Below are 22,991 nucleotides of genomic sequence, written 5' to 3'. Positions count from 1 at the left end.
GTAGCGACTTCCCGCCGGTTGGTTCAGTCATCGAACCGATCGTGTTACGGTGACCGGGACAGCAAGGTTCAATGAACGAACTGATGCCCTTCGGTCCGGCAGCGCGGGCCGGGGCGGGACAGGACTTGCCATGACCGGGCTCGATTCCACCGCCGTACGGCAGGCGCGTACGGCGCGCGCGGGAGGAGGTGCGCACGACGGCCCGGACACCCCCGTCCGCCCCCGCGCCACCCTCGCCCTCACCAGCGCGGCGACCGCCGTGACCCTGATGAACTACACCGCCCCGATGGTCACGCTGCCGCAGACGGCGGCCGCCCTGCACACCTCGCTCTCCGCCCAGGCCTGGCTCCTGAACGGCACCCCGCTCGGCCTCGCCGCCCTGCTCCTGGTGGCCGGCAGCCTCGCCGACGACTACGGCCGCCGCCGGATCTTCCTCAGCGGCACCCTGGCCCTGGGCCTCACCACCGCCCTCGGCGCGCTGACCACGTCCACCTGGCAGTTCACCCTGGCCCGCATCGCCCAGGGCGCCGCGAGCGCGGCCCTGCTGGCCAGCGGCCTCGGCCTGATCGTGCACGCCTTCCCGAGCCCACGCGGCCGACTGCACGCGACCGGCGTCTGGGGCGCCTTCGTCAGCGGCGGCATCGCGGCCGGCCCCCTGGTCGCCGCGTCCCTGCCGAACTGGCGCGTCGGCTACGGCGTCCTCGGCGCCCTCGCCCTGCTCCTGGCCGCACTCGGCACCCTCGCCCTCACCGAGTCCCGCGCGCCCCGCGGCGGCCGCCCCGACATCCTCGGCGCCCTCACCTTCGGCACCGCCCTGACCGCTCTGATCGCGGCCCTGACCCTGGGCCGGGACGGCTGGCTGCGGGCCCCGGTGGGCCTGCTGCTCGCGGCGGCGGTGCTGCTGGTCGGCGCGTTCGTCGCGGTGGAGCGCCGCTCCGGCACCCCGATGATCGACCTCGGCCTGCTGCGCCGCCCCCGCTTCCTGTCCTCCTCCGCGGGCGGCCTGTTCACCGGCCTCGCCGTGATCGCCCCCTTCAGCTACCTGCCCGCCGTGGTGCAGCAGGCCATGCACCTGTCCCCCCTCGCCACGGCCGGCCTGCTGCTGCTCTGGTCCGGACTGAGCTTCGCCGTCGCCCTCCAGGTCAAGCGGCTGCCCGGCCGGATACCGCCGCGCGCGCAACTGGCCCTGGGCTTCGCCCTGCACATGGTCGCCGTCCTGACGATGCTCGGGGCCGTCGGCGCGGACTCCTGGACCCGGCTGCTGCCCGGCCTGGCCATCGGCGGCGTCGGCAGCGGCCTGCTCAACGGCGCCCTGCCGCTGCTCGCCGTCGACTCCGTCCCGCGCGAACGCGCCGCCATGGGCTCCGGCGCCCAGCAGACCCTGCGCTACATCGGCTCCAGCGCCGGCGTCGCCCTCACCATCGCCCTCGCCACCTCGGGCGGCGACCTCGCCCACGGCACGGACCTCGCCCTGGTGGTGTCGGCGGGACTGGCGCTGGCGGGGGCGGTGGGGGTGATGGTGGTGCGGGAGCGCCGGTAAAGACCACCGGGTGCAGCATGCCCCAGGCGCCCGCAGTACTCATGCCTGGTATCAGACGGCCAGGCTGCCGTGACACCCCTCATACGCCTCCTCCGACCCGCACCAACACCCCGCCCCCACCCCCGGCGGCCAGGCCACCGCGCGGCCCCTGGAGGCCAGGGTCGTGGCGTACTGGGGGAGCAGGGTCGGGTCGTCCGGGGAGGTGGATTCGGAGGCGGCGAAGGCTTCGTAGGAGGGGACGGTGCCGGTGACGATGCCGAGGTTGGCCGTGCCGGAGGTGGAGAGTTCGCGCAGGGAGGACTCTATGGTCGCGAGGTGGGCCTCATGGGACGGGTACTCCGTGGCGAGGGCGGGGTAGGCCGAGAGGAGTTCCGCCAGTTCCGGGGCCGGCCAGTGCAGGACGGCGACCGGGAAGGGGCGGGAGAGGGCCTCGCGGTAGGTGCCCAGTTCGGCGCGGAGGCGGGAGATCTCGGCCTGGAGCTCGGCGGGGTTGTCGGAGCCCAGGGACCAGACGCGTTTCGGGTCGTGCAGTTCGTCCAGGGTGACCGGACCGGTGTGCAGGGTGTCGGCGAGGGTGTCCCAGTCGTCGTGCGGCAGGCCCCGCATGCGGCGGACGCGGTGGCGGCCGTAGAGGAGGGGGTGCAGGGGGAGCGGGATCTCCTGGGTGTCGGGCAGGAGGAGCCGCGCCGCCTCCGTGAAGGTGTCCTCCGCCGCCTCCAGCTCGTCGTGGGACTCCAGGGACTCCGCGACGATCAGCCACGGGCCGGGGTCGCGCGGGGCCGTGGCGCGGATGCCCTCGATGATCGCCCTGGCCTCCGCCTCGTGGCCGTACTCCCAGAGGTTGGCCGCCTTCAGGGCCCGCACCAGGGACGGGTTCTCCAGGATGCCGGGGGTGGACAGCAGGCGGTCGTAGAGGGTGGTGGCCGCGGGGCGGTCGCCGGACAGCTCCAGGTGGGCCGCCGCCCGCAGGAGCAGGGCCTCGGCGTCCTCCGGGTACAGGCCGGCGGTCCGCTCCAGGCGTGCCGCTTCGGCGGTGTGGTCGACGTTCTCGGCAGGCGTGTCGGGGCGCATGGGGGACACCGTACTGCCGGGCGCCGACAAACGTGAGGCACGGTGGGGGCAGGCACCCGTGAGCGGTACCAGGGTGCGCGGCACCCGTGCACAGGAGCGGTCGCTATCTTCGGTGCCGACAGCGACATCCGCATGGACACCCGTCCGTGTGGACATCTGGACGTGGGGTCGGGATGCGGTTGACGGGGGAGCTGGTCCAGGCCGATCAGGACGGTCCGGCAGCGGCGGATGAGGGGACGGCGGGAGAGGCGACGGCCGCGAGCGCACCGCCCCGGTTCTGGCCGTTGCTGCTCGTCGGCGCCGCCGTCGTGCCCGGGACCCTGCTCTTCCTCGTCGGGCGGTGGGGCGACGCCCCGGCGGTGCAGGCGTGGCGGACCGTGTGTCTGGCGGTCACCGTGCAGGCGCTGCCGTTCCTGCTGCTGGGCACGGCCCTGTCCGGGGCGATCAACGCCTTCGTGCCCGAGCGGCTGTTCCGGCGGATGCTGCCGCGGCGGCCCGTGCTCGCCGTACCGGTGGCGGGGGTGGCGGGGGTCGTGCTGCCGGGCTGCGAGTGCGCCTCGGTGCCCGTCGCCAACAGCCTCATCGGGCGCGGGGTCACCCCGGCCGCGGCGTTCGCGTTCCTGCTGTCCGCGCCGGCCGTCAACCCGGTCGTGCTCACCGCCACCGCGATCGCCTTCCCCGGCGACCCGGCCATGGTGCTGGCCCGGCTGCTGGCCTCGCTCGCCACCGCCGTCGTCATGGGCTGGCTGTGGCTTCGGTTCGGGCGGAGCGAGTGGCTGCGGCCGGCCGTACGGCACACCGGGCACCAGACGGGCCACAGCCGCTGGAACGAGTTCCGGCTCGGCTTCCAGCACGACTTCCTGCACGCCGGCGGGTTCCTCGTGCTCGGCGCGATGGCGGCGGCCACCTTCAACGTCGCCGTCCCGCGCTCCGTGCTCGACACCTTCGCCGGGACGCCCTGGCTGTCCGTGCTCTTCCTGGCCGCCCTCGCCGTGCTGCTCGCCGTCTGCTCGGAGGCGGACGCCTTCCTCGCCGCCTCGCTCACCGGGTTCCCGCCGGTCGCGCGGCTGGCGTTCATGGTGGTGGGTCCCATGGTCGACCTGAAGCTGATCGCCTTGCAGGCGGGGACCTTCGGGCGGGCGTTCGCCGTGCGGTTCTGCGCGGCCACCCTCGTGGTCGCCGTCGTGTGCAGCGCGCTGATCGGAGGGGCGCTCCTGTGAAACGGTCGTTCCAGGCGGGGCTGCTCGTGCTGTGCGGGCTCGGGCTGCTGCGCGTCTCCCTCGTCACCGACCTGTGCCTGCGCTACGTCAAGGAGAGCATGCGGCCCCTGCTCATCGCCTCGGGCGTGGTGCTGGTCCTGCTCGGGGTCGCCGGCGCCGTCCTCGACCGGAAGGGGCGGCGACGGGACTCCGAGGAACACGGACACGAGCACGAGCACGGACACGACCACTCCGGTATGCCGCGCGTCGCCTGGCTGTTGCTGCTGCCCGCGCTCAGCCTGCTCTGCTACGCGCCGCCCGCCCTCGGCGCCTACACCGCAGCCCGGCAGCCGGCCAAGCCCGTCGCCCGCCAGGGCGCCTTCGCCCCGTTGCCCGCCACCTCGCCGCTGCCGATGACCCTGTCCGACTTCACCAGCCGGGTACGGCAGGACCGTTCGCGGGCCATCGAGGGGCGCACCGTCACGATGACCGGGATCGTCACGCCGCACGGGAAGGACGGCTGGGACCTGACCCGCATCATCATCAACTGCTGCGCCGCGGACGCCCAGTCGGTCAAGGTGCGGATCTACGGCGGGCCCGTGCTCGCCGCCGACACGTGGGTGTCGGTCACCGGGAGCTGGCACCCCGCGGGCACCCTGGGCACCGGCTCGGCGCAGGTCGCGCTGGACGCCCGTACGGTCACGAAGGTGCCCCGGCCGGTCAACGGCTACCAGGACGCCCTTCCGTTGCCCACCACGCGGGCGGGCGGTTCCTGAATCCCGTGACCGCTCTGGCGACGCCGCCGGGGCGCCTGCGCCGGTGCCTGTGCCCGACGACGCGGGCCACCGTCGCAGCCCGCCGCATCCGCCCACCGCCCCAGCCCGCTCCCCACTGGCGCTCCAGTGCCGCCGCCGTCTGCTCGGCATACCGCCAGTGGCCCGGGTGGCAACGCAAGCTCCGCTCTGCCACCGCCGACCCGGTTGGCCTTTACAGCCACAGTCTCCGACATTTCAGTCAAACACTGACCGAGTGTCATCCACGGACAGAATGTCCGAGCTAAGTCCCCGTACTGCTGGGCTAATTACCCGACCCGTGCAGTACCGTCTTGCCTACTTAGCGTTTACCGGATGACGGGCCACACTCCCCCACGCAGGCTCCGTCTGCGTGTGTCCAGGAGTCGTCACCGCCCATGCCTTACGAGCCTTCTGCTGACTGGCAGTACGAAGTTCCCACCAACGGCAGCAAGCGGCTACCGCCAGCCGCGCGATACGTCCAGTCCCTCACTCATCAGGGCTACGGCTTCGAGGCGGCCATCGCCGACCTCATCGACAACTCCATCGACGCCGGGGCAAGCAAAGTCGTCGTGAGCTTCCTGCGCGACGCCAACCGGCTTCTGAGCCTGCTCGTCATCGACGATGGTCATGGCATGGACGAGGCCGGGCTCGATGTCGCTATGACAGTGGGTGGCCAGGCCTCCTATGCAGCCTCTGCTCTGGGCCACTTCGGTGCCGGTCTGAAAGCAGCCTCCCTCTCGCACGCTGACGCCCTGACAGTCATCAGCCGCACGCGACGGAGCCCTTCAGCAGGCCGCCGCTGGCGAACGTCAGCTGCCGAGGCGGACTTCAGCTGTGACATCGTCGATGCCCGCTACTGCCAGGATTTGGTCGACCGGTACGACGGGATCATTGAGTGGCACGGCACGATAGTGCGCTGGGACGGCGTCCGCGCCTTCGACACAGTGACATCCGGACAGGCTGACCGCTTCCTCAACGAGGCGATCGAAAAGCTCGAAACACACCTGGGCTTGTACCTGCACCGCTTCCTCTCCCAGGACGACTTCCACATCGACATCGTCGTAGAAGACGTAAACACCCGCGAAGAACTCGACCACCGGGGTATCGAACCAATCGATCCGTTCGGGTACCGGGTCTCTGGCCGATCGGGTTACCCACGGACCTACACGGCGCCCATCGAGGGCGTAGGCGACATGACGATGACGGCGCATGTCTGGCCGCCCAAGTCACCGCTGGTCGCGTTCCGTGGCATCGGTCCGCTCGCAGAGCGGCAGGGGTTCTACATCTACCGTCACAACCGCCTCGTCCAGGCCGGCGGCTGGAACGGCACCCGGAGCGCCGAGTCTCACCACAGCCTGGCTCGCATAGCGATTGACCTGCCCGTCACCGAGAACGAGGTATTCAGTCTCACAGTGAAGAAGGACGGTGTGAACGTCACGCCGGCGTTCGCCCGCGGGCTGGAAAAAGCCGCTGACGCCGCGGGCCGCAGCTTCACGGCGTACCTGCACGACGCTGAGACCACTTACCGCGAAGCAGCCCGTCGGTCTACCGAGGTCAAACGGCCGGAGGTGATCCCGCCCGGGAAGGGTGTGGACCCGAAGCTGAAGCGCACACTGCGCGATGAACTGCCGCAGATGGACGGGGAAGACCCCATCACCTTCCGCTGGGAGAGTCTGCCCCCTCACCTGTTCTTCGCCATCGACCGCGACGAGCACGTCGTGCGCCTCAACCGGGAGTACCGCCAGGCATTCAACGGCGACCGCCGTGCTGGCTCTAACGACGCCCCGGTCCTCAAAGGCCTGCTGTATCTGATGCTTGAGAAGAACTTCCGTATGGGACGCTCCAGCGCACAGCGCGATGACGAGATGGCGCTGTGGAACAGCGTCCTCATCACCGCAGCCCGCTGCGAGATGGCCCGATACGAGACGAGCGCTGACTAACTCCGGGACGGTTACAACTGCAATGAGCGACCACCTCCTCAACCTTCATGTCGACGTCCTGGCTGCCATGAAACGCGGCGGCCCCAGAGACTTTGCACAGCTCTCCTCTGTACTGGCCGACGACCAGACTTCCTCTGAAGAAGGCTTCAGCCACTTCCGGGAACGGCTCCTGGCGGCCTCGCCCGGTGATGAACTCATCGCCCTCTGGCACCGCACGCTCACCAGTTGGGACCTTGATGAGCACGCCTCATGGTCCTCTTCGCCCGCCCGCAGTGATGCCCGCCGGGCTGACGCATACGTGAAACTCGGCTTCGACGCAGACCTGTGCAAAGCCCTGGACTCGGCTGTGCCTGTGTTCAAGGAACCGGGTGCGGTCGTGATCAGCAAGGAATTCGATCCTTGGTACACCCGCGAGGGTGCGGTGACGCGTTCCTTCTACTGGAACGCTTACGAACGCCTCCTGCGCAGCAAGGGATGGCCCGACAGCGCAGTGGCCAGCCTCGATCAGGCAGCTCACAGTGTTGTCGAGCGCCTGTCGGACCCGAGCCGGAAGGACGCGTACGGCGCCCGGGGACTCGTCGTCGGCTACGTCCAGTCTGGTAAGACGGCGAACTTCACTGGAGTGACCGCCAAGGCAATTGACGCCGGTTACCGCTTGGTGATCGTCCTTGGCGGCACCCTGAACCTTCTCCGGGCCCAGACCCAGCGTCGCCTCGACATGGAGCTGATCGGTCAGGAGAACATCCTGCGCGGTGCCGACCCGCACGACCCGGACGCCGTGATCGGAATCGACTACCAGGATGACGAGGACTGGCCGGACAAATTCGTCTCTCACGGTGGCAGGCCGTCCGCCCTCGGTGCCTTCGACATCGAGCGGCTCACCACGCGCAATGACGACTACCGGGAACTGCTGAACGGCATCCGGGCCCTGGAATTCGAGAAGCATGACCGCACTCGGCCGCTGTACGACCCGGTCAACCTGCACCGCGCGGCGGCACGGCTCATGGTCGTCAAGAAGAACAAGACGGTCCTGTCCAACCTGGTGAAGGACCTGCGTAAGATCGGGCCGCTCCTTGCCGAGATCCCCGCCCTGATCATCGATGACGAGTCGGACCAGGCTTCCGTCAACACCACCGATCCGAAGAAGTGGGCGGCCGGCAAGGTCAGCCGCACTGCCATCAACGGCCTGATCACCGACTTGCTGCGCGTGCTTCCGCGCGCCCAGTACGTGGGCTACACAGCCACGCCTTTCGCAAACGTCTTTGTCGATCCCGGAGATGACGAGGACATCTTCCCTCGGGACTTCCTCATCTCTCTTCCCCGGCCTGCCGGCTACATGGGCGTCGAAGACTTCCACGACCTCGATTCGCTCGTCCCCTGGGACGAGCGGACGGTGGCCAACTCCAAGGAGAAGGCCCACGTACGGGGCATCAAGGCAGACACGGGAGATCGTCTTCAGGAAGCCATGGATTCCTTCGTCCTCTCGGGCGCGGTCAAGCTTTACAGAGCCGCGCAGGGTGTACCTGAGGGTCCTTTCCGGCACCACACCATGCTCGTCCACGAGTCGGTGAAAATGGACGAGCATCGCATACTGGCAGACCGTCTCACCACCCTCTGGAACGACGCCGGATACACCGGCCCGGAGGGGCACACGCGGCTTGCGGAGCTGTTCGCCTCTGACTTCGCACCGGTTTCTGCAGCACAGGCTGAAGGGCTCCCCACTCCCGCAACCTATGAAGAGCTGCGCCCCTACATAAGCCGGGCGCGTCAGTTGATCAACCAGGGCGGCGGTCCAGTCATCGTGGTCAACGGCGACACTGATCGTGACTTCGCCCAGCTCAACCTGGACTTCGATGGCACTCCCAACGTCTGGAAGATCCTGGTGGGCGGGACCAAGCTGTCCCGCGGTTTCACCGTCGAGGGTCTGACCGTCACCTACTACCGCCGGACGACACGGCAGGCAGACACCCTGATGCAGATGGGCCGGTGGTTCGGCTTCCGCCCCGGCTACCGGGACCTGGTGCGCCTGTACATCGGCCGCGAGGAACTGATCGGCAAGACGAAGACCGTCGATCTGTACGAGGCCTTTGAGGCGATATGCCTTGACGAGGAGCTGTTCCGAGCAGAACTCGCCCGCTACGCACCGCTGGTCGACGGCCGCCCACAGGTGACACCCGCGCAGATTCCGCCACTTGTCGCCCAGCACCTCCCGTGGGTGAAGCCCTCCGCCCGTAACAAGATGTTCAACGCGGAGCTGGTGGAGATTCGCTCGCCAGGCCGACCCATTGAACCTGCCGCCTACCCCCTGGATGCCGGCACAACCAGCGAGAACACAGCGCAGTGGAAGACCGTGCTGGCGCGGCTGAGCGGTTCTCGCAGCACCTGCCGTCTTCAGCCCGACAGCACTTCACCGCTGCCGCGAAGCTTTCAGGCTGCGACCACTGTCGTACCGCACGCTGAACTGCTTGGCATCCTGAGTTCGCTCAAGTGGGAGGGCGGCAATGTGCTGGCGCCCCATCTCACTTACCTCTCTCAGCTAGACGGCCGCCTTGGCCGGGTCGACGACTGGCTTGTCATCGCCCCGCACCGGACCGAGCGGCACCGCATAGAGGCGAGCGTCATGGGCTACGGCCCGTTCTCCCTCTTCCGCCGCAGCCGCCAGGACGGCAAGGTGTCCTTCGGCCGTATCTCAGGCCTGGAGCACCGCGCCTACGCGCAGCAGATCACCGACCAGGCTCAGGATGCGTCTGGCGGCGGTGCATCCTCCATGGGCCCGCACCGCGGCGTTGTGCTGCTGTACCCCGTGGTCGAAGCAGCCACGGATGCAGAAGTGCGAGCAGCCGCAGCGACGGGAGCAGCCGACAGCGCTGACGTAATCATGGCCTTCACTGTGATCCCGCCCCGCGCCGCCATCGACTCCAAGCGTCAGCTTGTGCGTTTTAGAGTCAAGGATTCCAGTCGCCCTGATGCTGTGATCATCGACACCACTGACAGCCAGCCCTAATCAGATCGAGAAATCAACGGGACAGAAGTTGCTTCCTTTTGAATGTGATGACATCAGGGCGGCCGCGTACATCGGGCACCAGGATGCACAGGATGGCGATAACGAGCTCAGAAAAGTTTACGAATATATTCGCGGCCTGAAGTCCGCCAACAAGTCGTCCGAAGAACGCTTCGCTACAGTTCTCCGGGATACCATCGACCAGCTGCTCAACGGTGAAGTCACTGGCCGCTACGACTGGAACGACCTTTTCAAAACCGAGAAAACCCACGCAGGCACTCTGGTGGAGATTAACCTCCAGCGGGAGTTCAAGTTCGACGACGGACGGGAGATGGACTACCGGATCGCAGGCGTCGACGTTGACTGCAAGTTCTCCCAGCATTTTGGCGGGTGGATGATTCCGCCGGAGGCACTAGGGCACCTGTGTCTCCTGGTATGGGCAGACGACCAGCGAACGCGCTGGAGTGCCGGGCTGATGCGCATACGTCCGGAGTGGCTCAACCGGGGCAACAACCGAGATCTCAAGATGACAATTAAAGCAGAGCACCGCAGCAACATCCACTGGCTGTGGCGTGACGCAGAACTTCCCGAAAACATTCTGCTTCACATGGATGCAGATGATCGTAAGGCAGTTTTCAGTCACCAGTCCGGGCAGCAGCGGCTTAACGAGCTTTTCCGCCGGGTCCGGGACCGCCGCATCGGACGCAACGTTATCCGTTCTGTGGCCCAGCAGAAGGACTACATGAAGCGAGTTCGCGGTAATGGCGGGTGCCGGTCCGCACTGCAGCCCGAGGGAATCGTCATCATGGGCGACTACGACAGCCACAAGCGTATTGCTGATCAACTGAAGCTGCCCTCCCCAAGAGAAGGCGAGTTTGTCAGCACCCGCCTCACCCCGGTGGCCGTGAGGGAAGCAGACCGCCCAGCCGTATTCCTGGAGGGGCGTTTCTGGGCATGCGCCTCCGATGAAGATCCCACCGTCAAGGCGCCGGCGCTTCCGTCACACACGGGCTGAGTTTGTTATGCAATCCAGGGAGCGGTTACTCAGCCAGGATGTCGTCCACTAGATCCCGATAATCCCTGAGACGTCCAGTCTTTATCATGGCATCAAGATGTTCACGTTGAGACTTCTCTCCCCGCCTAGGGGAGAGAGGTGTGTACTCGCTTACGGCTTCCCGCAAAAGCTCATAGGCGACATGATAGACGGCATCAATTTCACCCATCCCCTGCGTAAGGGCGCTCAGCCTGCTCGGCAGGGGCTCTGCTGTAACGGCAACAAGATGGGGAGCCCTGCCGCGGCGGGACCTGATGAGCGAATTGAACTCATGCCGAACATTCTGGGCGCGATCAGAACGAATGGTCCACTTACAGGAGACCACTGCCCGCAACACCCTTCCATATCGACCGGGCACATCGATGGTCACGTCCGGGTCAATCAGGTAGTCGGCTGCGATCAAATCCCTGATATCGGCATAATTGTCAGCGGCCTCTCTCAGCTCGCGTATATGCGAGTACTGCCAGAAATCCCAAATCTTGGAGTTCCTGCGCACGTTCCACGCGCTACATCGCTGGCTATCCCTGAAACAATCAGCAAGATGACCTTCGACGCCTATTTCTAGCAGCTTCCCCAAGCTCTCGTCATCGTCATCACCGTCGGAGACGACTTTGTCGATCTGAAGTCGGTCGAATATATGTCCAGCGATTCCCAGACTTGCCCGCTGCGACAGATCTGCAATATTCGGGGCCGTGTCCCGCCCGAGGACTTCCTCCACACGTGCCCTGCTACGCGGGGTTGCCGGCTTCCACGCGAACAGCTGGGGGAGCCACGAGGGCACCGCGGCCAAGGGGTCGTCCCGTCCCGATCCGTTCTCTCCACGGTCGGCTAGCGTTGTCATATGGTGCCCCCACCACAGATCATGTACATGTGCGGACTCAGAGCTTACTGATCGCCGCGTAGGAGAGCACGCGTGACTGACAGCTGGATCCCCCCGGAAGGATCTTGGGCCTCATCCGCCGCCCGTCGCCGCAACATGCAGGCCATCCGGAACCGGGACACCAAGCCGGAGTGGCTCATCCGGAGGCTCGTGCATGCCCAGGGGCTCCGCTACAGAGTCGCAGCCAAGCCGCTGCCCGGACTTCGCCGGACCGCGGACATGGTCTTCCGCCCTGCCAAGGTGGCTGTCTTCATCGACGGTTGCTACTGGCACGGCTGTCCGGAGCACTACGTCCCGCCAAGGACCAACCCCGGCTACTGGTCGGACAAAGTGGCTCGCAACATGGCACGCGACCGGGACACCGACCAGCGCCTGGAGGAGGCGGGCTGGACGGTGCTCCGGTTCTGGGAACACGAGCCATCGGAGGACTGCGCTGCCCAGATCGCCGCCGAGGTCGAAAAGCGGCGCAACGCAAACCGCAGCAAGGGGCAGAACGCCAGCTGATCAGCCCTTCTTCTGATCGCGTTCCCGGGCAGCCCTCAGGACATCGATGATCGACTTACCGACAGCCCTCGCTACCGGCGGCGGAAAGGCATTACCCACCTGCCGGTACTGTGCAGTCTTCCCGCCCGCGAAATCCCATTCGGGCGGGAAGCCCTGGATGATAGCCGCCTGCCGCACAGTGAGCATCGGTCCGTCGGGCCCGAAAAGATCACGGGTTTCCGTCTGCTTCTTTGCGCACGTCTCGATATCGTTGGCAACGCCAAGGCCTGAGACGCCAAGCAGTTTCCAGGCCGCCTTTGCACGGCTCGGCCCAAGGTCAGCTCCACCATGCTTCTTCGACCCTCCGACAAGCGTAGGTGCGATACCTCCGCCCTTGCCCTTGAGTTCGGCATCACGATCGCGGGCTTTCTTCAGCCACCGGTCGAAAGCATCGCGTGCCGTCTGTGCGTGCACGCCCTCGAAGTACCGCTCGAATCGCTCCCGCATGGATGCCTCAAGGCTGTCAGCGACGCTGACCGGGTCCTCGTGTGTAGCCGAAGGCCACTCGTACTTCAGATCCCTGAGGACATCGTTGCGGAACGCAACGAGGATGGCCCGCGGCCGAAGCTGCGGCACTCCGAAATCGCTGGCCTCCAGGACGCCCCACTCAGCAACGGTGTATCCGAGACCCTCGTCATAAGCGATCTGCCCGTCGTCTCCTCGGTACTTTCCGCTCTGGAGGCGCGCCTTGATCCAGTCGCGGTAGTCCGAGAACTTCGGATCCATGATCCCTCGGACGTTCTCGATCATCACCGCGCGCGGCCTCAGGGCGTCGACCAGATCCAGCATGCGCGGGAAAAGGTCGCGCTCGTCGGCTTTCCCGAGTTGCTTCCCAGCGTGAGAGAACGGAGGGCATGGCACACCGCCAGCCAGCAGGTCCAGTTCGCCCTTCTTCAGCAGATCAGCACCCTTGACCAGGTCACTGTAGGGGTCGAACTCCTTGACGTCAGTCGCCAGGATGTCGCAGTGCTTCCTCTCCCAGCCCCAGACCTCATGGTCATTGATGTTGAGCGCAAGGGTTTCAGCAGCATGCCTGTCGATCTCGACCAGAGCCAGGTGTCTGAACCCTGCCTGATGAAGACCAACGGCCTGCCCGCCGGCGCCAGCACAGATCTCGATCGATGTGAACTCGGGCCCGGTTGACTCCGCGCTCACGTGCGCAGCTTCCTTCGCGTGGGTCATGCCCCCTCCTTACAGCCGTGCAGCGGCAGACACATCTTGCAATCCACCATCACTGAGGGTGACAGACCCCACTGACAACGAGACCTCACCAAGTGTGCCGCACGCCCCGCCGTTCGCTGAACGCACCCTCCGTCACGCCGAACACTCATACGATATTGCGCATGCGGACGCCTGCTTGGACGGAAGACGAACTTGTACTGGCCGGAGCACTGGTCGTGAAGAACGGATGGCGGGAGCTGCGAACCACGGATCCGGAGGTGCACGAGCTGTCGGAACTGCTTCGCTCGCTTCCGATCCACAGCACCGAGGCGCTCGCACTCCCCGGGTTCAGGTCTCCCGGCAGCGTCAGCCGCAAAACCACTGATTTTGCAACAAACCACCCGCAGTACAACGGAGCAGCCACGCGGTGCGGGAGGCCGACGCTGCTGATGATCGATGCGTTCCTCAGCCGTGAAGCCGAGATGCTCCAAGCCGCCCAGGCCATCGAGGACGGCATCAGCTCGGGCGAGCTGCACACCATCCCGCCTCAGCCCGAGGAAGTCGACGAGACGGGGGTCACAGCCATCGAAGGACGTCTGCTCGTCCGCCGGGCCCTGGCGCGGGAGCGTGACCCGCGGCTGCGCAGACTCAAGATCGACCAGATGCGCCGTCAAGGCCGGCCACTCAGTTGCGAGGTGTGCGACTTCGACTTCGCGCGCACTTACGGCGAACTCGGCGAAGGCTACATCGAAGTGCATCACGTCATGCCTTTGCATGTCTCCGGCCAAAGAGAGACCAGACTCGCCGATCTTGCTTGCCTTTGCGCCAACTGCCACAGGATGTGCCACAGGAGTCGCCCCGGCGCCACCTGGCGTACCCCAGCATCCCTTCGCGCACTGATGGGGAAGTCCGCTCATTCGGCGTTGCACTAGGCAGCACCCGCTTCGGCCTCGTAATGGACCTGGGCACGGTCCAGGATCTCGTCCGGGTCGTGCCCACGGGAAGCGGTCCAGTGCAGCAGGTCTGCGATCAGTTCGATCGCCGCCTCTTCAAGGCTGATGCGGTTGACCGTATGCCGGAAATCCACTTTGCCGCCCGCATAGCCCTCCAGAGCGCAGGCAGCCCGCTCAAGTCGTCGGTATGTCTGCTGTGCCCCCAGCTCCACCTCACACCAAACCGTCTTACCGGCCGCAGTCGGGGCCGCTCCCCAATCAGCTGCAAGGGTTGCCAGGAGATGCAGGCCACGCCCGCACTCTTCAGTGCACGACAGAGATGCCCGGACCGGCATAGTCCGACTGCCGTCGTGCATCTCGATCCTCAGCCTTCCGCCTCTCCATTCGAGGACGAGGGCAGCGGTCACTCCCTCGCCGACATGCTTGACGACATTCGTCGCAAGCTCCGTGACCAGAAGTGCGACCTCCTCGGTGTCCACAGGCATGCCCCAGCGGCCCAGCTGATTTGCTGCCGCTCTGCGCAGCATCCTCATCTCCGAGGCTGTGGCCGCAAAAGGCAGCACACAACGGAGTCCGGGCTCCCTGACTTCACGGTCGGACATGGCGGTCCTCCCTCCCGGGCCACGCACATGCCTGCGCCCGCCGTATCCGAACGGCTGCATTGCGTAGCGGTCTGAGGTCGAGCATGGCATATGAGAACTCTCGCCATGCAACTTCTCACGGGAATCGATCGAGTGAATCCGGTGGTGGGGCGGCTTCACGGCTCCCTAGCCTGATCGGGATCTCCGGGCCATCACCCCAGCGCACGGCGAAGGAGCCGAATGTCCGAGCGGACCACCACACGCCGCCGCCAACTTGGTGCGATGATGCGCAAGTTGCGCGCCCGCAAGGGCCTGACCCTTGAGGAGGCAGGGCGGCTTGTCGGCGTCTCGAAGGCGACGGTCAGCCGCTATGAAACCCAGGCTGGGCCGGTCAAGTGGGTCATCGTTGAGGCACTGTGCCGCGAGTACGGGGCAAGCGACGCCGAGCGCGACTCCGTGGTGAGCCTGGCGAAGGGCGCGAAGCAGCAGGGCTGGTGGCACTCCTTCGCCGACTCCATCCCGGAGAGCATGAACCTGCTGCTCACCCTGGAGGACGAAGCCGTACGTGAGAGTCACTTCTCATGCGTCTACGTACCCGGCCTCCTCCAGACGCGGGCTTACAGCACCGCGCTGCAGAAGGCCAACGAAGTACCCCTCGCACAGGAAGAGATCGACCGGTTGGTCGGCATCCGCATGAAGCGGCAGGAGATCCTCACCCGCCCGAAACCGCCGCGGCTGTGGGCGATCCTCGATGAGTCCGTTGTCCGCCGTGTCGTCGGCTCACCTCAGATCATGAGGGAGCAGCTCGGCCGGCTGCTCGAAGCCAACGAGCTTCCCCACGTCACGCTTCAGGTGCTGCCGTTCTCAAAGGGCGCCCATGCCGCCGCGCTGGGCAGCTTCGTCATCTTCGGCGGGCCCGAGCCGGTGCTCGACGTCGTGTACGTCGACTTCCACACGGGCTCACTCTTCCTGGAGAAGGACGAGGAACTTGACCGGTACAGGCTTGCGTTCGAGTACCTCCAGGCACAAGCGTTGGACATGGAAGCCTCTTCCGCCTTGATCCACCGCGCCCTCAAGGAGCTGTGAATGTCCGCCGGCCCTCAGCCTGCACCGGAGCCCCGCTGGTTCAAGTCGTCGTACAGCGGCGGCAACGCGACCGAATGCGTGGAGGCCGCGTTCGTGCCCTCTGGTGTGCTGGTACGCGACTCGAAGAACGTCAGCGGTCCCATCCTCGTTCTCCACGGCGGGGCCTGGCAGGCGTTCTCCGAGGCCGTGGGGAACGGGCAACTGGGGAACTGAACCCTCGCCGCTCGGAGGGTAAGGGGACGGGGCCCAGCACCGTAGAAGTTCGTGCAAGCCGCTGGCCCGCCATGCCCGGCCGGCGCAAGCCTGTTCCTGTCGATCGTCACTCGTCACCGCGGAGGGCACATGGCACTGCACCGGCTGGGCAAGGACCCCGAGAGTCCCAACAACGGCTCCCCGACCGTGTACCTGGACGACGAGACGGGGCACTACATCCTCCAGGGCTGGCGGGTCACGGACCCCGGCCGGCTGGCACAGCTGGACATCCCCGATCATGAGACGGTGATCGAGTTCCCGCGGCGCATGATGCAGTTCTTCCCGGAGGTGAACGGCGTTGTCCGAGACGGCGATTGAGGAACTCTTCCGCACGGCCCGGCACAGTTGCCGCCACCTTGAGACACGGGACGCGTACGCGCTCGACGAGGACTACCGTGAGTGGACGGCGGGCGAGCGGTTCGACCCGGCGGAGCGCTGGTCCTGGTGGGGTGAGCTGGTCTCCGCCACGGTCGCAAGGGGGGTGTCCGTACAGCGGGCCCGCATCGTCTCGGAACCCGTCTCGCCCTATGTCCGCTACGAGTACGAACTGACCAGCCCGCACAACATCAAGGCCGGCGAAGACGTCCGCTGGCTGCCCCGCAGGCAGGCCTCCGCCCTCACGCTGCCGGGCAACGATTTCTGGCTGTTCGACAACGAGTCCGTGCTGTTCAACCATTTCGCCGGCGATGGCACGATGACCGGCGAAGAGCTGGTCACCGACCCGGCCGTGGTGCGGCTGTGTTCCTCGGCCTTCGCCTCCGTGTGGGACCGGGCTGTCCCCCACGGTCAGTACCAGCCGATCTGACAGGGCGCATCCGGGCGGTCTGAAGTGGCTTCGTCATCCAGCGTCCAGCAAGCCCGGGAGACCCTGGGGAAACGGCTGCGTGAGATCCGGCAGGACTCGGGCCTCACCGCGCGGCAGCTCGCCTCCCTGGCCGGCTGGCACGAGAGCAAATGCAGCCGCATCGAGAACGGCCGGACAGCGCCCTCCGATGACGACCTGCGGATGTACACACTGCATTGCGGCGCGACCGGGCAGACCGCGGACCTCATCGCCACGGCGCGCAACATCGACGGCGCCTACGTCGAATGGCGGCGTATGGAGCGGTCCGGGCTGCGCCGGGCCCAGGAGTCGGTCCTTCCCCTCTGGGAACGCACACTGCGCTTCCGGGCGTACTCCTCGTGGCTGGTTCCGGGCCCGTTCCAGACCCGTGGTTACATCACGGCGCTGCTGAGGTCGATCCGTGACCGGCGTGCCGTGCCCGACGATCTGGAGGCAGCCGTCCAGGTGCGGGTGGACAAGCAGCGGCTGCTGCACGACGGACGGCGCCGCTTCGCCGTGGTCCTGGAAGAAAGCACGCTGCGGCACCGGATCGGCGGGCCGGAGACGATGGCCGGGCAGCTCGGCCATCTCCTGTCCCTGGCCTCGCTGCCCAACGTCAGCCTCGGCGTGATCCCTCTGAGCGCGGACCGCTCCGCCCTCTGGCCCGTCGAAGACTTCTGGATCTTCGATGAGGAGCAGGTCAACGTAGAGCTCGTCTCCGCCTTCCTGACCATCACCCAGCCGCACGAAGTCGGTACCTACGGACGGACGTTCTCCGCACTCGCCGACTTGGCTGTCCATGGCGCACCGGCGCGCGCGTTGATCGCGTCCGCCATCGCCTCCTGCGCGTGACGGTGTGCAAGTTCGCGCACATCCATAGAGCCGATCGTCTGGTCATTCCTAGCGTTTTCCACACACATCGTGAAAGCGGAGGGAAGGCGGCACATGGTGAGTCAGATCAGGGCGCGACTGAGCCAGGCGACGGAACTCTTCGGTCATGAAGGTGCCCTGCTCGTAGCCAAGGAGCCCGCCACCGACCCGGGTGGCGCGCCCTGGGCCATGCGTCTCGTGACCGACCGGCTGCCCGTCGGACCCGCTCCTTACGTCTCGGTGGTTCTGGACCCCGGCTCGCAGACCGCCTGCTACACGGACGCCGACGGCAGGCTGGTCGAGATGGGCAGGCACGGTACGTCCAGGACGACGGGCACCACTTCGGTCTCCGGAGGAGGGGACGGACAGGGGCCGCAACCGCAGACGCAGGACGACCACACCACGGACTACGAGTCGGACTGAGCGATGGGCTCGACGGTACTGGTCGTCACCGCGCTGGAAGACCTGACCGCGGACCATGTCATCGGCGTGCTGAACGAGAGGGATGTGCCGGTCGTCCGTGTCGATCCCGCCGACATCGGGCCCGCTCTCGTGTTCGGGTTCCACTTGGGCGCGGGAGTGCCGAGGTGGAGTGGACGGTTGCGCACCCCGACCCGGGAGGTAGAGCTCGAGGACGTGGCAGCGGTCTACTGGCGCCGCCCGCGCCCGTACTCGGCCTGCGCCGGCCGTGTTCCGGGGCAGCAGGGGGACTTCGTCGCCGCCGAGGCGCGGCACGGGCTCGGCGGTGTGCTGAGTGGTCTGCACGCACCTCGTTACGTCAACCACCCGTCCGCGGTGGCACGCGCGGACTTCAAACCCGCCCAGCTTCAGCACTTCGCCGCCCTCGGACTGCGCGTTCCGCCGACACTCATCACCAATGACCTCGATGAGGCCGTTGAGTTCGCCGCTGGTCACGAGTACGTCGTCTACAAGACCTTTCGCGGACTGCCTCCGGGCGACGACGGCCGAGCCGGGGCGATCTGGACCCAGCGGATCGATCCCCACACTTTGGACGAGACGGTCGTCGTGACGGCACATCTCTTCCAGGCCGAAATTCCGAAGACCGGGGACGTGCGCGTCACCGTCGTCGGTCACCGGGTCTTCGCGCAGCTGATCACCACGCCGGGCGGTGCCTTGGACTGGCGCAGGGGCGACTGGGACCAGCTGGTCCACACCCCCGTCGCCGTACCGGAACCGGTGCGCACCGCTCTGCACAGCTACCTGTCGTCATCCGGTCTGGTCTTCGGATGCTTCGACTTCGCCCTCACGGGGCCTGCCGACGAACCTGGGAACTGGTGGGCGATCGAGTGCAATCCGAACGGGCAGTGGGGCTGGCTTCCGGACGCCCCGGCCATCGCTGAGGCGTTCGCCGACATTCTGACCACACAGGAGGGCACTGCCGATGATGATGCCGGCCGCATCTGAGACCGACGCCATCAGGCTGCGCGAAGCCATGACGGAGTCACTCGAAACCAGCGGCGCACTGGACGATCCCGCCTGGCGGGCGGCCGTGGCCGCAGTGCCCCGGCACCGGTTCGTGCCCGGCTTCTACCTCCCCGCCCAGGAGCCGGACGAGCACGGGCTCACCGTATGGGAGCCCGTCACCGCCGATGCCGACTACGGCCGCTGGCTGGCGGCCGCGTACTCCGACCGCACGCTGATCACACAGTTCGACGAGCATGAGCCCGACTGGGCCGCACCCCGGGTACGGCACGGTGGGACGCCCACGTCGTCGTCCACCCTGCCCTCGCTCGTGCTGCGGATGTGGGCCGATGCCGATGTCACGGAGGGGCACACCGTGCTGGAGATCGGCACGGGGAGCGGCTACTCGACCGCGCTGGCCTGTGAGCGGCTTGGCTCAGCCGGCATCACGAGCCTCGACGCCGACCCGAGGCGCCTGGAGACGGCGGCGACGGCACTGCACGGCTGCGGGTACACACCAACCCTGGCGGTGGCCGACGGCTGGTACGGCTACTGGCCGGAGGCGCACTTCGACCGCGTCGTGGCCGCCTGCTCATTCCGCGCCGTACCGCCCGCGCTCATCGCGCAGACCAGGCCAGGAGGGAAGATCCTGCTGACCCTGTCCGGTTGGATGTACGGCTACGCCCGCGTCCTGCTCACGGTCTCCGGGGACGGTACCGCCGAGGGGACACTGCTTCCGGGCACGGTCTCCTTCATGGCCGCCCGTGCGCACGCGGCACCCGCTTTCGGTAATCCCGCGCACTGGCTGGCGGGGCTGCCTGAGAAGGCCAGGCCGGTGCGGCACGGACCGGAAAGGATCACGGCTGCCACCACAAAGGCGTTCCACCTGCGCTACCTCGCCCAGTGCGCCGTGCCTGACGCCCAGTTGACCACCTTCGGGGACACCGTGGTCCTGGTCGATGTCGTCAGCGGTTCCGCGGCCTCCCTCACTCCGCGCCGGCCCGGCTGGGATGTGCGCGAGGCCGGTTCGGTGAGGTTGTGGGAGCGGATCGAAGGAGTTCTTGACGCATTCGACGCCGCGGGCAGGCCTGACCCCGGCATGTTCAGGCTGCATGTCCGTGCGGAGGAGCAGGTCCTGAGCCACCCGCATCTGCCGAGCCTTCCCCTGCCCTCCGGCGGCTACGGCCACGCCCGCACCGCCTGACCGACCGCATACACCTGCCCGGCACCTGGCCGGGCAGGTCATCACAGGCCCGCGGAGGAGCTGGCCGTCGTCACCAGCTCCGCCCTCCCGAACAACAACGCGTACCCCGGCGGGAGTTGGGCCAGGATGCGGGTGGTCAGGGAGGTGCCGATGGTCTGGGCGAGGGTGCTCAGGACGGAGCTGACGTCCCAGCGGGCCGTGGCCGGGGTCGCGCCCTCAATGCGGGTGGCTATCGACTCCACGAACTCGCGTGCCGTCATCGGGTGGGTCGCCGGGATCTGGGCGGCGATCACGCGGCCGGCCTCGCGGGGCAGGGCCTGGGCCAGGGCGACGCGCTCGTCGCCGGTCACATGGCCGCCGAGGGCCGACAGGACGATGCGGGTGACGCGCTCGGCCTCCGCCCGCGTCGTGTACTGACCCATCTCGCGGACGGACTCGGTCAGTTGCCGCCAGCGGGCCGAGTCGGTGGTTCCCCGCTTCGTCGCCGCTTCGTGGGTCCTCTGCTTCCTCACCGTCTCGGGGGTTCCCGGCTTCATCGCCGTCTCGGCGGTCCCCCGCTTCATCGCCGTCTCGGCGGTCCCCGGCTTCATCGTCGTCTCGGGGGTTACCGGCTTCGTCGCCGCCTCCGGGGTTCTCGGCTTCGTCAGCGTCGTGGTCGCCGTCGTCGTCATCGTCATGGCTCCTTTCCGGGGCACGTCGGGCGGTGCCGGGCGTCCGGTAGATCCAGTGGTTCGGTACCCCGCCGGGTGGCCGGCCGACCGGGACGGGTGGGCAGTTCCCGGGGCCGAACGGCAGGGGTGGGAGGCAGGCGGCAGGGGTGGGAGGGACCCGGGGCCCGGGTCCCTCCCACCGGCCGGGGCGGTGAGCGGGGCCGTCTCCGGGTGCCTCACCGGAACCGGCCCCGCTCACCGCCCCGTGGGCGTGCGTCAGCCGCTGATCTGCCTGCGGGAGTCCGATCCGCCGGTGATCTGGATGCGGCGGGGCTTGGCCTGTTCGGCCACCGGGATGCGCAGGGTCAGCACGCCGGACTCGTACGAGGCGTCGATGCGGTCCGTGTCGAGCGTGTCACCGAGGAAGAGCTGGCGGGTGAAGCTGCCCGTGGGTCGCTCGGCGACCAGCACCTCCGCGCCCTCGGGGGCCGGGCTGCGGCGCTCGGCGCGGACGTTGAGGACGTTGCGTTCGACGTCCAGCTCGATCGTCTCGGGGTCGATGCCCGGCAGGTCGAAATGGACCAGGAAGTCGTCGCCTGCCCGGTAGGCGTCCATCGGCATCGCGGCCGGGCGGGCGGTATTGCCGAGGACCTGCTGCGCGAGTCGGTCGAATTCGCGGAACGGGTCGGTGCGCATGAGCATCACAGGTCACTCCTCTCTTCAGGCGCTTGGGTGCGATGCCCTACGGCTTCTTATATAGCTCCAAGCCGGAAAGTTGACAAGCCTCGACTCAGCTTCCGTATGTGCGCAGGCCGGCGCGTTAGCCTCGGGGGCGAGATGAGGGGTATCTCCCCCTACGACTTTCGGAGGCACTCATGGCCAAGGTTCCCAGCGCTGTCGTCGCCGCGAGCGGGCTCGTCGGCGGGTACGGGGTCGCCCGCTGGACCAAGAAGCGTCAGCTCGGCGGGGCCGTGCTGGCCGTCGCCGGTGCCGCCGCGGCCCAGCAGTGGCGCAAGCAGGCCGGCGGCAAGGCCGCGGGCGCGCTGACCGCCGCCTACGTCGCCGCGTTCGCCGGTTCCCACCCGCTGGCCAAGAAGGTCGGCGCCTGGCCCTCGGTCTTCGGTGTCGCGGGCGCCGTCGCCCTCGCCTCCTGGGCCGTCGCCGACCGCAAGGCCTAGAGTCCGCCCGCGCCGACGCCACCGTGCCGCTCGCGGCCGCCGGCGAGCGGCCGCGAGCAGTGCGTGCGCGTCAGGACCGGTCCGCCGCGCCCTCCGGCCCCCTCGGCGCGGCCGGCCGCTCGTGGCCCCACGCGGCCGGCGGCTGGAGCGCGTCGGTGAGGCGTCTTCCGTCCTCGGTCGGCGAGTACTCCGCGCGGGGCGGCACCTCGTCGCAGGAGACGCGGTGCACGACACCGTCCGCTTCCAGCTCGCGCAGGTGGGAGGCGAGCACCGTCTCGGTGATCCCCGGCAGCAGCCGGCGCAGCTCGCCGAAGCGGCGGCAGGGGTGCTCGTGGAGCGCCCAGAGGATCAGCACCTTCCCCTTGCCGCCGATCACCTCCATCGCGGTGTCGATCCCGCGGACGTGTCCGTCCGGGGCGCCCGGCCGGTTCAGTGTCGTCATGCTTCGCGGGGGCCGCGCACGCCTTCGCCCTGATCCGCAAGGAGGGCATCGACCCCGCGGCGCTCGCCCCACTGCTCGCCGACCGGCTCACCGCGATGGCCCCGGCCGTCCACCAGACCGAAGGCCATCTGCGCGGCGGCGACTACGCCAAGGGCGTCGTCCCCGACCTCGCCATGCAGGTGACCGGCACGCGGGCCTTCCTGCCACCGCCGAGGAACAGGGTGTCAGCCCGGAACCGCTCGGCCCTGCTTCGAACTGATGCACCGCCGCCTGGCCGAGGGCAGCGGCGAGGAGGGCCTGACGGGCGTGATCGAGCTGCTCGTGCGCTGACCATCGCACCGTCACGT

The 22,991-nt window shown here is 67.6% G+C and carries 24 protein-coding genes and 1 pseudogene; 18 read left to right on the top strand and 7 right to left on the bottom strand.

Annotated features, from left to right (window positions below):
- Positions 1–130 precede the first annotated feature (130 nt).
- A complete protein-coding gene (locus HZZ00_RS03880) occupies positions 131–1,540 on the top strand; it encodes an MFS transporter (RefSeq protein ID WP_180330881.1) in 1,410 nt (469 codons plus the stop codon).
- A gap of 51 nt (positions 1,541–1,591) precedes the next feature.
- On the opposite strand, the gene HZZ00_RS03875 is transcribed toward HZZ00_RS03880, so the two are convergent.
- The gene (locus HZZ00_RS03875; RefSeq protein WP_180330880.1) at positions 1,592–2,611 is read right to left on the bottom strand and encodes a hypothetical protein; all 1,020 of its coding nucleotides are present in this window, start codon (positions 2,609–2,611) and stop codon (positions 1,592–1,594) included.
- Positions 2,612–2,784: 173 nt separating this feature from the next.
- On the opposite strand from HZZ00_RS03875, the gene HZZ00_RS03870 reads away from it, so the two are divergent.
- The 5 genes from HZZ00_RS03870 to HZZ00_RS03850 all read left to right on the top strand — a co-directional run bounded on the left by HZZ00_RS03870 (position 2,785) and on the right by HZZ00_RS03850 (position 10,560).
- Positions 2,785–3,831, top strand: coding sequence for a permease (locus tag HZZ00_RS03870; RefSeq protein WP_180330879.1), 1,047 nt, complete (start codon positions 2,785–2,787; stop codon positions 3,829–3,831).
- Entirely contained in the window at positions 3,828–4,586 is a 759-nt protein-coding gene (locus tag HZZ00_RS03865; protein ID WP_180330878.1) for a TIGR03943 family protein, read from the top strand. The genes HZZ00_RS03870 and HZZ00_RS03865 overlap by 4 nt, the downstream gene beginning before the upstream one ends.
- 413 nt (positions 4,587–4,999) lie before the next feature.
- A complete protein-coding gene (locus HZZ00_RS03860) occupies positions 5,000–6,544 on the top strand; it encodes an ATP-binding protein (RefSeq protein WP_180330877.1) in 1,545 nt (514 codons plus the stop codon).
- 22 nt (positions 6,545–6,566) lie between these two features.
- On the top strand, positions 6,567–9,548 hold the full coding sequence (locus HZZ00_RS03855; protein ID WP_180330876.1) for a Z1 domain-containing protein: 2,982 nt from the start codon (positions 6,567–6,569) through the stop codon (positions 9,546–9,548).
- A 28-nt stretch (positions 9,549–9,576) separates the two neighbouring features.
- Complete coding sequence (locus HZZ00_RS03850; RefSeq protein WP_265537203.1) at positions 9,577–10,560, top strand: NaeI family type II restriction endonuclease; 984 nt, start codon at positions 9,577–9,579, stop codon at positions 10,558–10,560.
- A 25-nt stretch (positions 10,561–10,585) separates the two neighbouring features.
- On the opposite strand, the gene HZZ00_RS03845 is transcribed toward HZZ00_RS03850, so the two are convergent.
- Complete coding sequence (locus tag HZZ00_RS03845) at positions 10,586–11,317, bottom strand: NgoMIV family type II restriction endonuclease (RefSeq protein ID WP_180330875.1); 732 nt, start codon at positions 11,315–11,317, stop codon at positions 10,586–10,588.
- Positions 11,318–11,575: 258 nt separating this feature from the next.
- Here HZZ00_RS03845 and HZZ00_RS03840 point away from each other — a divergent pair, with 258 nt between their 5' ends.
- The gene (locus HZZ00_RS03840; RefSeq protein WP_257585913.1) at positions 11,576–11,983 is read left to right on the top strand and encodes a very short patch repair endonuclease; all 408 of its coding nucleotides are present in this window, start codon (positions 11,576–11,578) and stop codon (positions 11,981–11,983) included.
- Here the strand turns inward: HZZ00_RS03840 and HZZ00_RS03835 are convergent, their stop codons facing one another.
- A complete protein-coding gene (locus HZZ00_RS03835; RefSeq protein WP_180330873.1) occupies positions 11,984–13,204 on the bottom strand; it encodes a DNA cytosine methyltransferase in 1,221 nt (406 codons plus the stop codon). It lies immediately after the preceding gene.
- 161 nt (positions 13,205–13,365) lie between these two features.
- Here HZZ00_RS03835 and HZZ00_RS03830 point away from each other — a divergent pair, with 161 nt between their 5' ends.
- On the top strand, positions 13,366–14,115 hold the full coding sequence (locus tag HZZ00_RS03830; RefSeq protein WP_180330872.1) for an HNH endonuclease: 750 nt from the start codon (positions 13,366–13,368) through the stop codon (positions 14,113–14,115).
- Here the strand turns inward: HZZ00_RS03830 and HZZ00_RS03825 are convergent.
- A complete protein-coding gene (locus HZZ00_RS03825; protein WP_180330871.1) occupies positions 14,112–14,738 on the bottom strand; it encodes an ATP-binding protein in 627 nt (208 codons plus the stop codon). The two genes, HZZ00_RS03830 and HZZ00_RS03825, sit on opposite strands and share 4 nt — an antisense overlap.
- 219 nt (positions 14,739–14,957) lie before the next feature.
- On the opposite strand from HZZ00_RS03825, the gene HZZ00_RS03820 reads away from it, so the two are divergent.
- The 8 genes from HZZ00_RS03820 to tgmC all read left to right on the top strand — a co-directional run bounded on the left by HZZ00_RS03820 (position 14,958) and on the right by tgmC (position 20,374).
- Positions 14,958–15,803 (top strand): helix-turn-helix transcriptional regulator, encoded by an 846-nt coding sequence (locus HZZ00_RS03820; RefSeq protein ID WP_180330870.1) that lies wholly within the window; start codon positions 14,958–14,960, stop codon positions 15,801–15,803.
- Entirely contained in the window at positions 15,804–16,016 is a 213-nt protein-coding gene (locus tag HZZ00_RS03815; protein WP_180330869.1) for a DUF397 domain-containing protein, read from the top strand.
- Between the two features lie 129 nt (positions 16,017–16,145).
- Entirely contained in the window at positions 16,146–16,373 is a 228-nt protein-coding gene (locus HZZ00_RS03810) for a hypothetical protein (RefSeq protein ID WP_180330868.1), read from the top strand.
- A complete protein-coding gene (locus HZZ00_RS03805; protein ID WP_180330867.1) occupies positions 16,354–16,860 on the top strand; it encodes a DUF6879 family protein in 507 nt (168 codons plus the stop codon). The genes HZZ00_RS03810 and HZZ00_RS03805 overlap by 20 nt, the downstream gene beginning before the upstream one ends.
- 24 nt (positions 16,861–16,884) lie before the next feature.
- Positions 16,885–17,730, top strand: a complete 846-nt coding sequence (locus HZZ00_RS03800; protein ID WP_180330866.1) for a helix-turn-helix transcriptional regulator — start codon at positions 16,885–16,887, stop codon at positions 17,728–17,730.
- A gap of 93 nt (positions 17,731–17,823) precedes the next feature.
- Positions 17,824–18,171: a putative ATP-grasp-modified RiPP gene (gene tgmA / locus HZZ00_RS03795; RefSeq protein ID WP_257585646.1), complete on the top strand. Its 348-nt coding sequence runs from the start codon at positions 17,824–17,826 to the stop codon at positions 18,169–18,171.
- 3 nt (positions 18,172–18,174) lie between these two features.
- Positions 18,175–19,173 carry an ATP-grasp ribosomal peptide maturase gene (tgmB, locus tag HZZ00_RS03790; protein WP_180330865.1) on the top strand — a complete coding sequence of 333 codons (999 nt, stop codon included), beginning with the start codon at positions 18,175–18,177 and terminating at the stop codon, positions 19,171–19,173.
- Positions 19,151–20,374 carry an ATP-grasp peptide maturase system methyltransferase gene (tgmC, locus tag HZZ00_RS03785; RefSeq protein ID WP_180330864.1) on the top strand — a complete coding sequence of 408 codons (1,224 nt, stop codon included), beginning with the start codon at positions 19,151–19,153 and terminating at the stop codon, positions 20,372–20,374. The genes tgmB and tgmC overlap by 23 nt, the downstream gene beginning before the upstream one ends.
- Positions 20,375–20,415: 41 nt before the next feature.
- Here tgmC and HZZ00_RS03780 read toward each other — a convergent pair whose 3' ends face one another.
- The gene (locus HZZ00_RS03780; RefSeq protein WP_180333380.1) at positions 20,416–20,910 is read right to left on the bottom strand and encodes a DUF2267 domain-containing protein; all 495 of its coding nucleotides are present in this window, start codon (positions 20,908–20,910) and stop codon (positions 20,416–20,418) included.
- A gap of 390 nt (positions 20,911–21,300) precedes the next feature.
- Entirely contained in the window at positions 21,301–21,726 is a 426-nt protein-coding gene (locus HZZ00_RS03775) for an Hsp20/alpha crystallin family protein (protein WP_180330863.1), read from the bottom strand.
- A 173-nt stretch (positions 21,727–21,899) separates the two neighbouring features.
- Here HZZ00_RS03775 and HZZ00_RS03770 point away from each other — a divergent pair, with 173 nt between their 5' ends.
- Entirely contained in the window at positions 21,900–22,202 is a 303-nt protein-coding gene (locus HZZ00_RS03770; protein WP_180330862.1) for a hypothetical protein, read from the top strand.
- A 70-nt stretch (positions 22,203–22,272) separates the two neighbouring features.
- On the opposite strand, the gene HZZ00_RS03765 is transcribed toward HZZ00_RS03770, so the two are convergent.
- Positions 22,273–22,644 (bottom strand): helix-turn-helix domain-containing protein, encoded by a 372-nt coding sequence (locus HZZ00_RS03765; protein ID WP_180330861.1) that lies wholly within the window; start codon positions 22,642–22,644, stop codon positions 22,273–22,275.
- 2 nt (positions 22,645–22,646) lie between these two features.
- Between HZZ00_RS03765 and HZZ00_RS38195 the strand changes: the two are divergent.
- Positions 22,647–22,974 (top strand): annotated as a pseudogene (locus HZZ00_RS38195) (NAD(P)-dependent oxidoreductase); the annotation flags it as partial.
- Positions 22,975–22,991 lie beyond the last annotated feature (17 nt).

The organism is Streptomyces sp. NEAU-sy36 (assembly GCF_013423905.1).
Classification (GTDB): domain Bacteria; phylum Actinomycetota; class Actinomycetes; order Streptomycetales; family Streptomycetaceae; genus Streptomyces; species Streptomyces misionensis.
Note: the sequence above shows the minus strand (reverse complement) of the source record. Positions and strands in the feature narration are given on the sequence as shown.

What these genes read in the sequence shown, in the direction of transcription:
- HZZ00_RS03855 (WP_180330876.1), top strand. Translation starts at nt 6,567, where the DNA reads ATGAGCGACCACCTCCTCAACCTTCATGTCGACGTCCTGGCTGCCATG.
- HZZ00_RS03815 (WP_180330869.1), top strand. Translation starts at nt 15,804, where the DNA reads ATGTCCGCCGGCCCTCAGCCTGCACCGGAGCCCCGCTGGTTCAAGTCG.
- HZZ00_RS03775 (WP_180330863.1), bottom strand. Translation starts at nt 21,726, where the DNA reads ATGCTCATGCGCACCGACCCGTTCCGCGAATTCGACCGACTCGCGCAG.
- tgmC (WP_180330864.1), top strand. Translation starts at nt 19,151, where the DNA reads ATGATGATGCCGGCCGCATCTGAGACCGACGCCATCAGGCTGCGCGAA.
- HZZ00_RS03825 (WP_180330871.1), bottom strand. Translation starts at nt 14,738, where the DNA reads ATGTCCGACCGTGAAGTCAGGGAGCCCGGACTCCGTTGTGTGCTGCCT.
- tgmA (WP_257585646.1), top strand. Translation starts at nt 17,824, where the DNA reads ATGGTGAGTCAGATCAGGGCGCGACTGAGCCAGGCGACGGAACTCTTC.
- HZZ00_RS03835 (WP_180330873.1), bottom strand. Translation starts at nt 13,204, where the DNA reads ATGACCCACGCGAAGGAAGCTGCGCACGTGAGCGCGGAGTCAACCGGG.
- HZZ00_RS03860 (WP_180330877.1), top strand. Translation starts at nt 5,000, where the DNA reads ATGCCTTACGAGCCTTCTGCTGACTGGCAGTACGAAGTTCCCACCAAC.
- HZZ00_RS03780 (WP_180333380.1), bottom strand. Translation starts at nt 20,910, where the DNA reads ATGAAGCCGGGAACCCCCGAGACGGTGAGGAAGCAGAGGACCCACGAA.
- HZZ00_RS03875 (WP_180330880.1), bottom strand. Translation starts at nt 2,611, where the DNA reads ATGCGCCCCGACACGCCTGCCGAGAACGTCGACCACACCGCCGAAGCG.
- HZZ00_RS03810 (WP_180330868.1), top strand. Translation starts at nt 16,146, where the DNA reads ATGGCACTGCACCGGCTGGGCAAGGACCCCGAGAGTCCCAACAACGGC.
- HZZ00_RS03820 (WP_180330870.1), top strand. Translation starts at nt 14,958, where the DNA reads ATGTCCGAGCGGACCACCACACGCCGCCGCCAACTTGGTGCGATGATG.
- HZZ00_RS03870 (WP_180330879.1), top strand. Translation starts at nt 2,785, where the DNA reads ATGCGGTTGACGGGGGAGCTGGTCCAGGCCGATCAGGACGGTCCGGCA.
- HZZ00_RS03770 (WP_180330862.1), top strand. Translation starts at nt 21,900, where the DNA reads ATGGCCAAGGTTCCCAGCGCTGTCGTCGCCGCGAGCGGGCTCGTCGGC.
- HZZ00_RS03840 (WP_257585913.1), top strand. Translation starts at nt 11,576, where the DNA reads ATGCAGGCCATCCGGAACCGGGACACCAAGCCGGAGTGGCTCATCCGG.
- HZZ00_RS03765 (WP_180330861.1), bottom strand. Translation starts at nt 22,644, where the DNA reads ATGACGACACTGAACCGGCCGGGCGCCCCGGACGGACACGTCCGCGGG.
- HZZ00_RS03880 (WP_180330881.1), top strand. Translation starts at nt 131, where the DNA reads ATGACCGGGCTCGATTCCACCGCCGTACGGCAGGCGCGTACGGCGCGC.
- HZZ00_RS03830 (WP_180330872.1), top strand. Translation starts at nt 13,366, where the DNA reads ATGCGGACGCCTGCTTGGACGGAAGACGAACTTGTACTGGCCGGAGCA.
- tgmB (WP_180330865.1), top strand. Translation starts at nt 18,175, where the DNA reads ATGGGCTCGACGGTACTGGTCGTCACCGCGCTGGAAGACCTGACCGCG.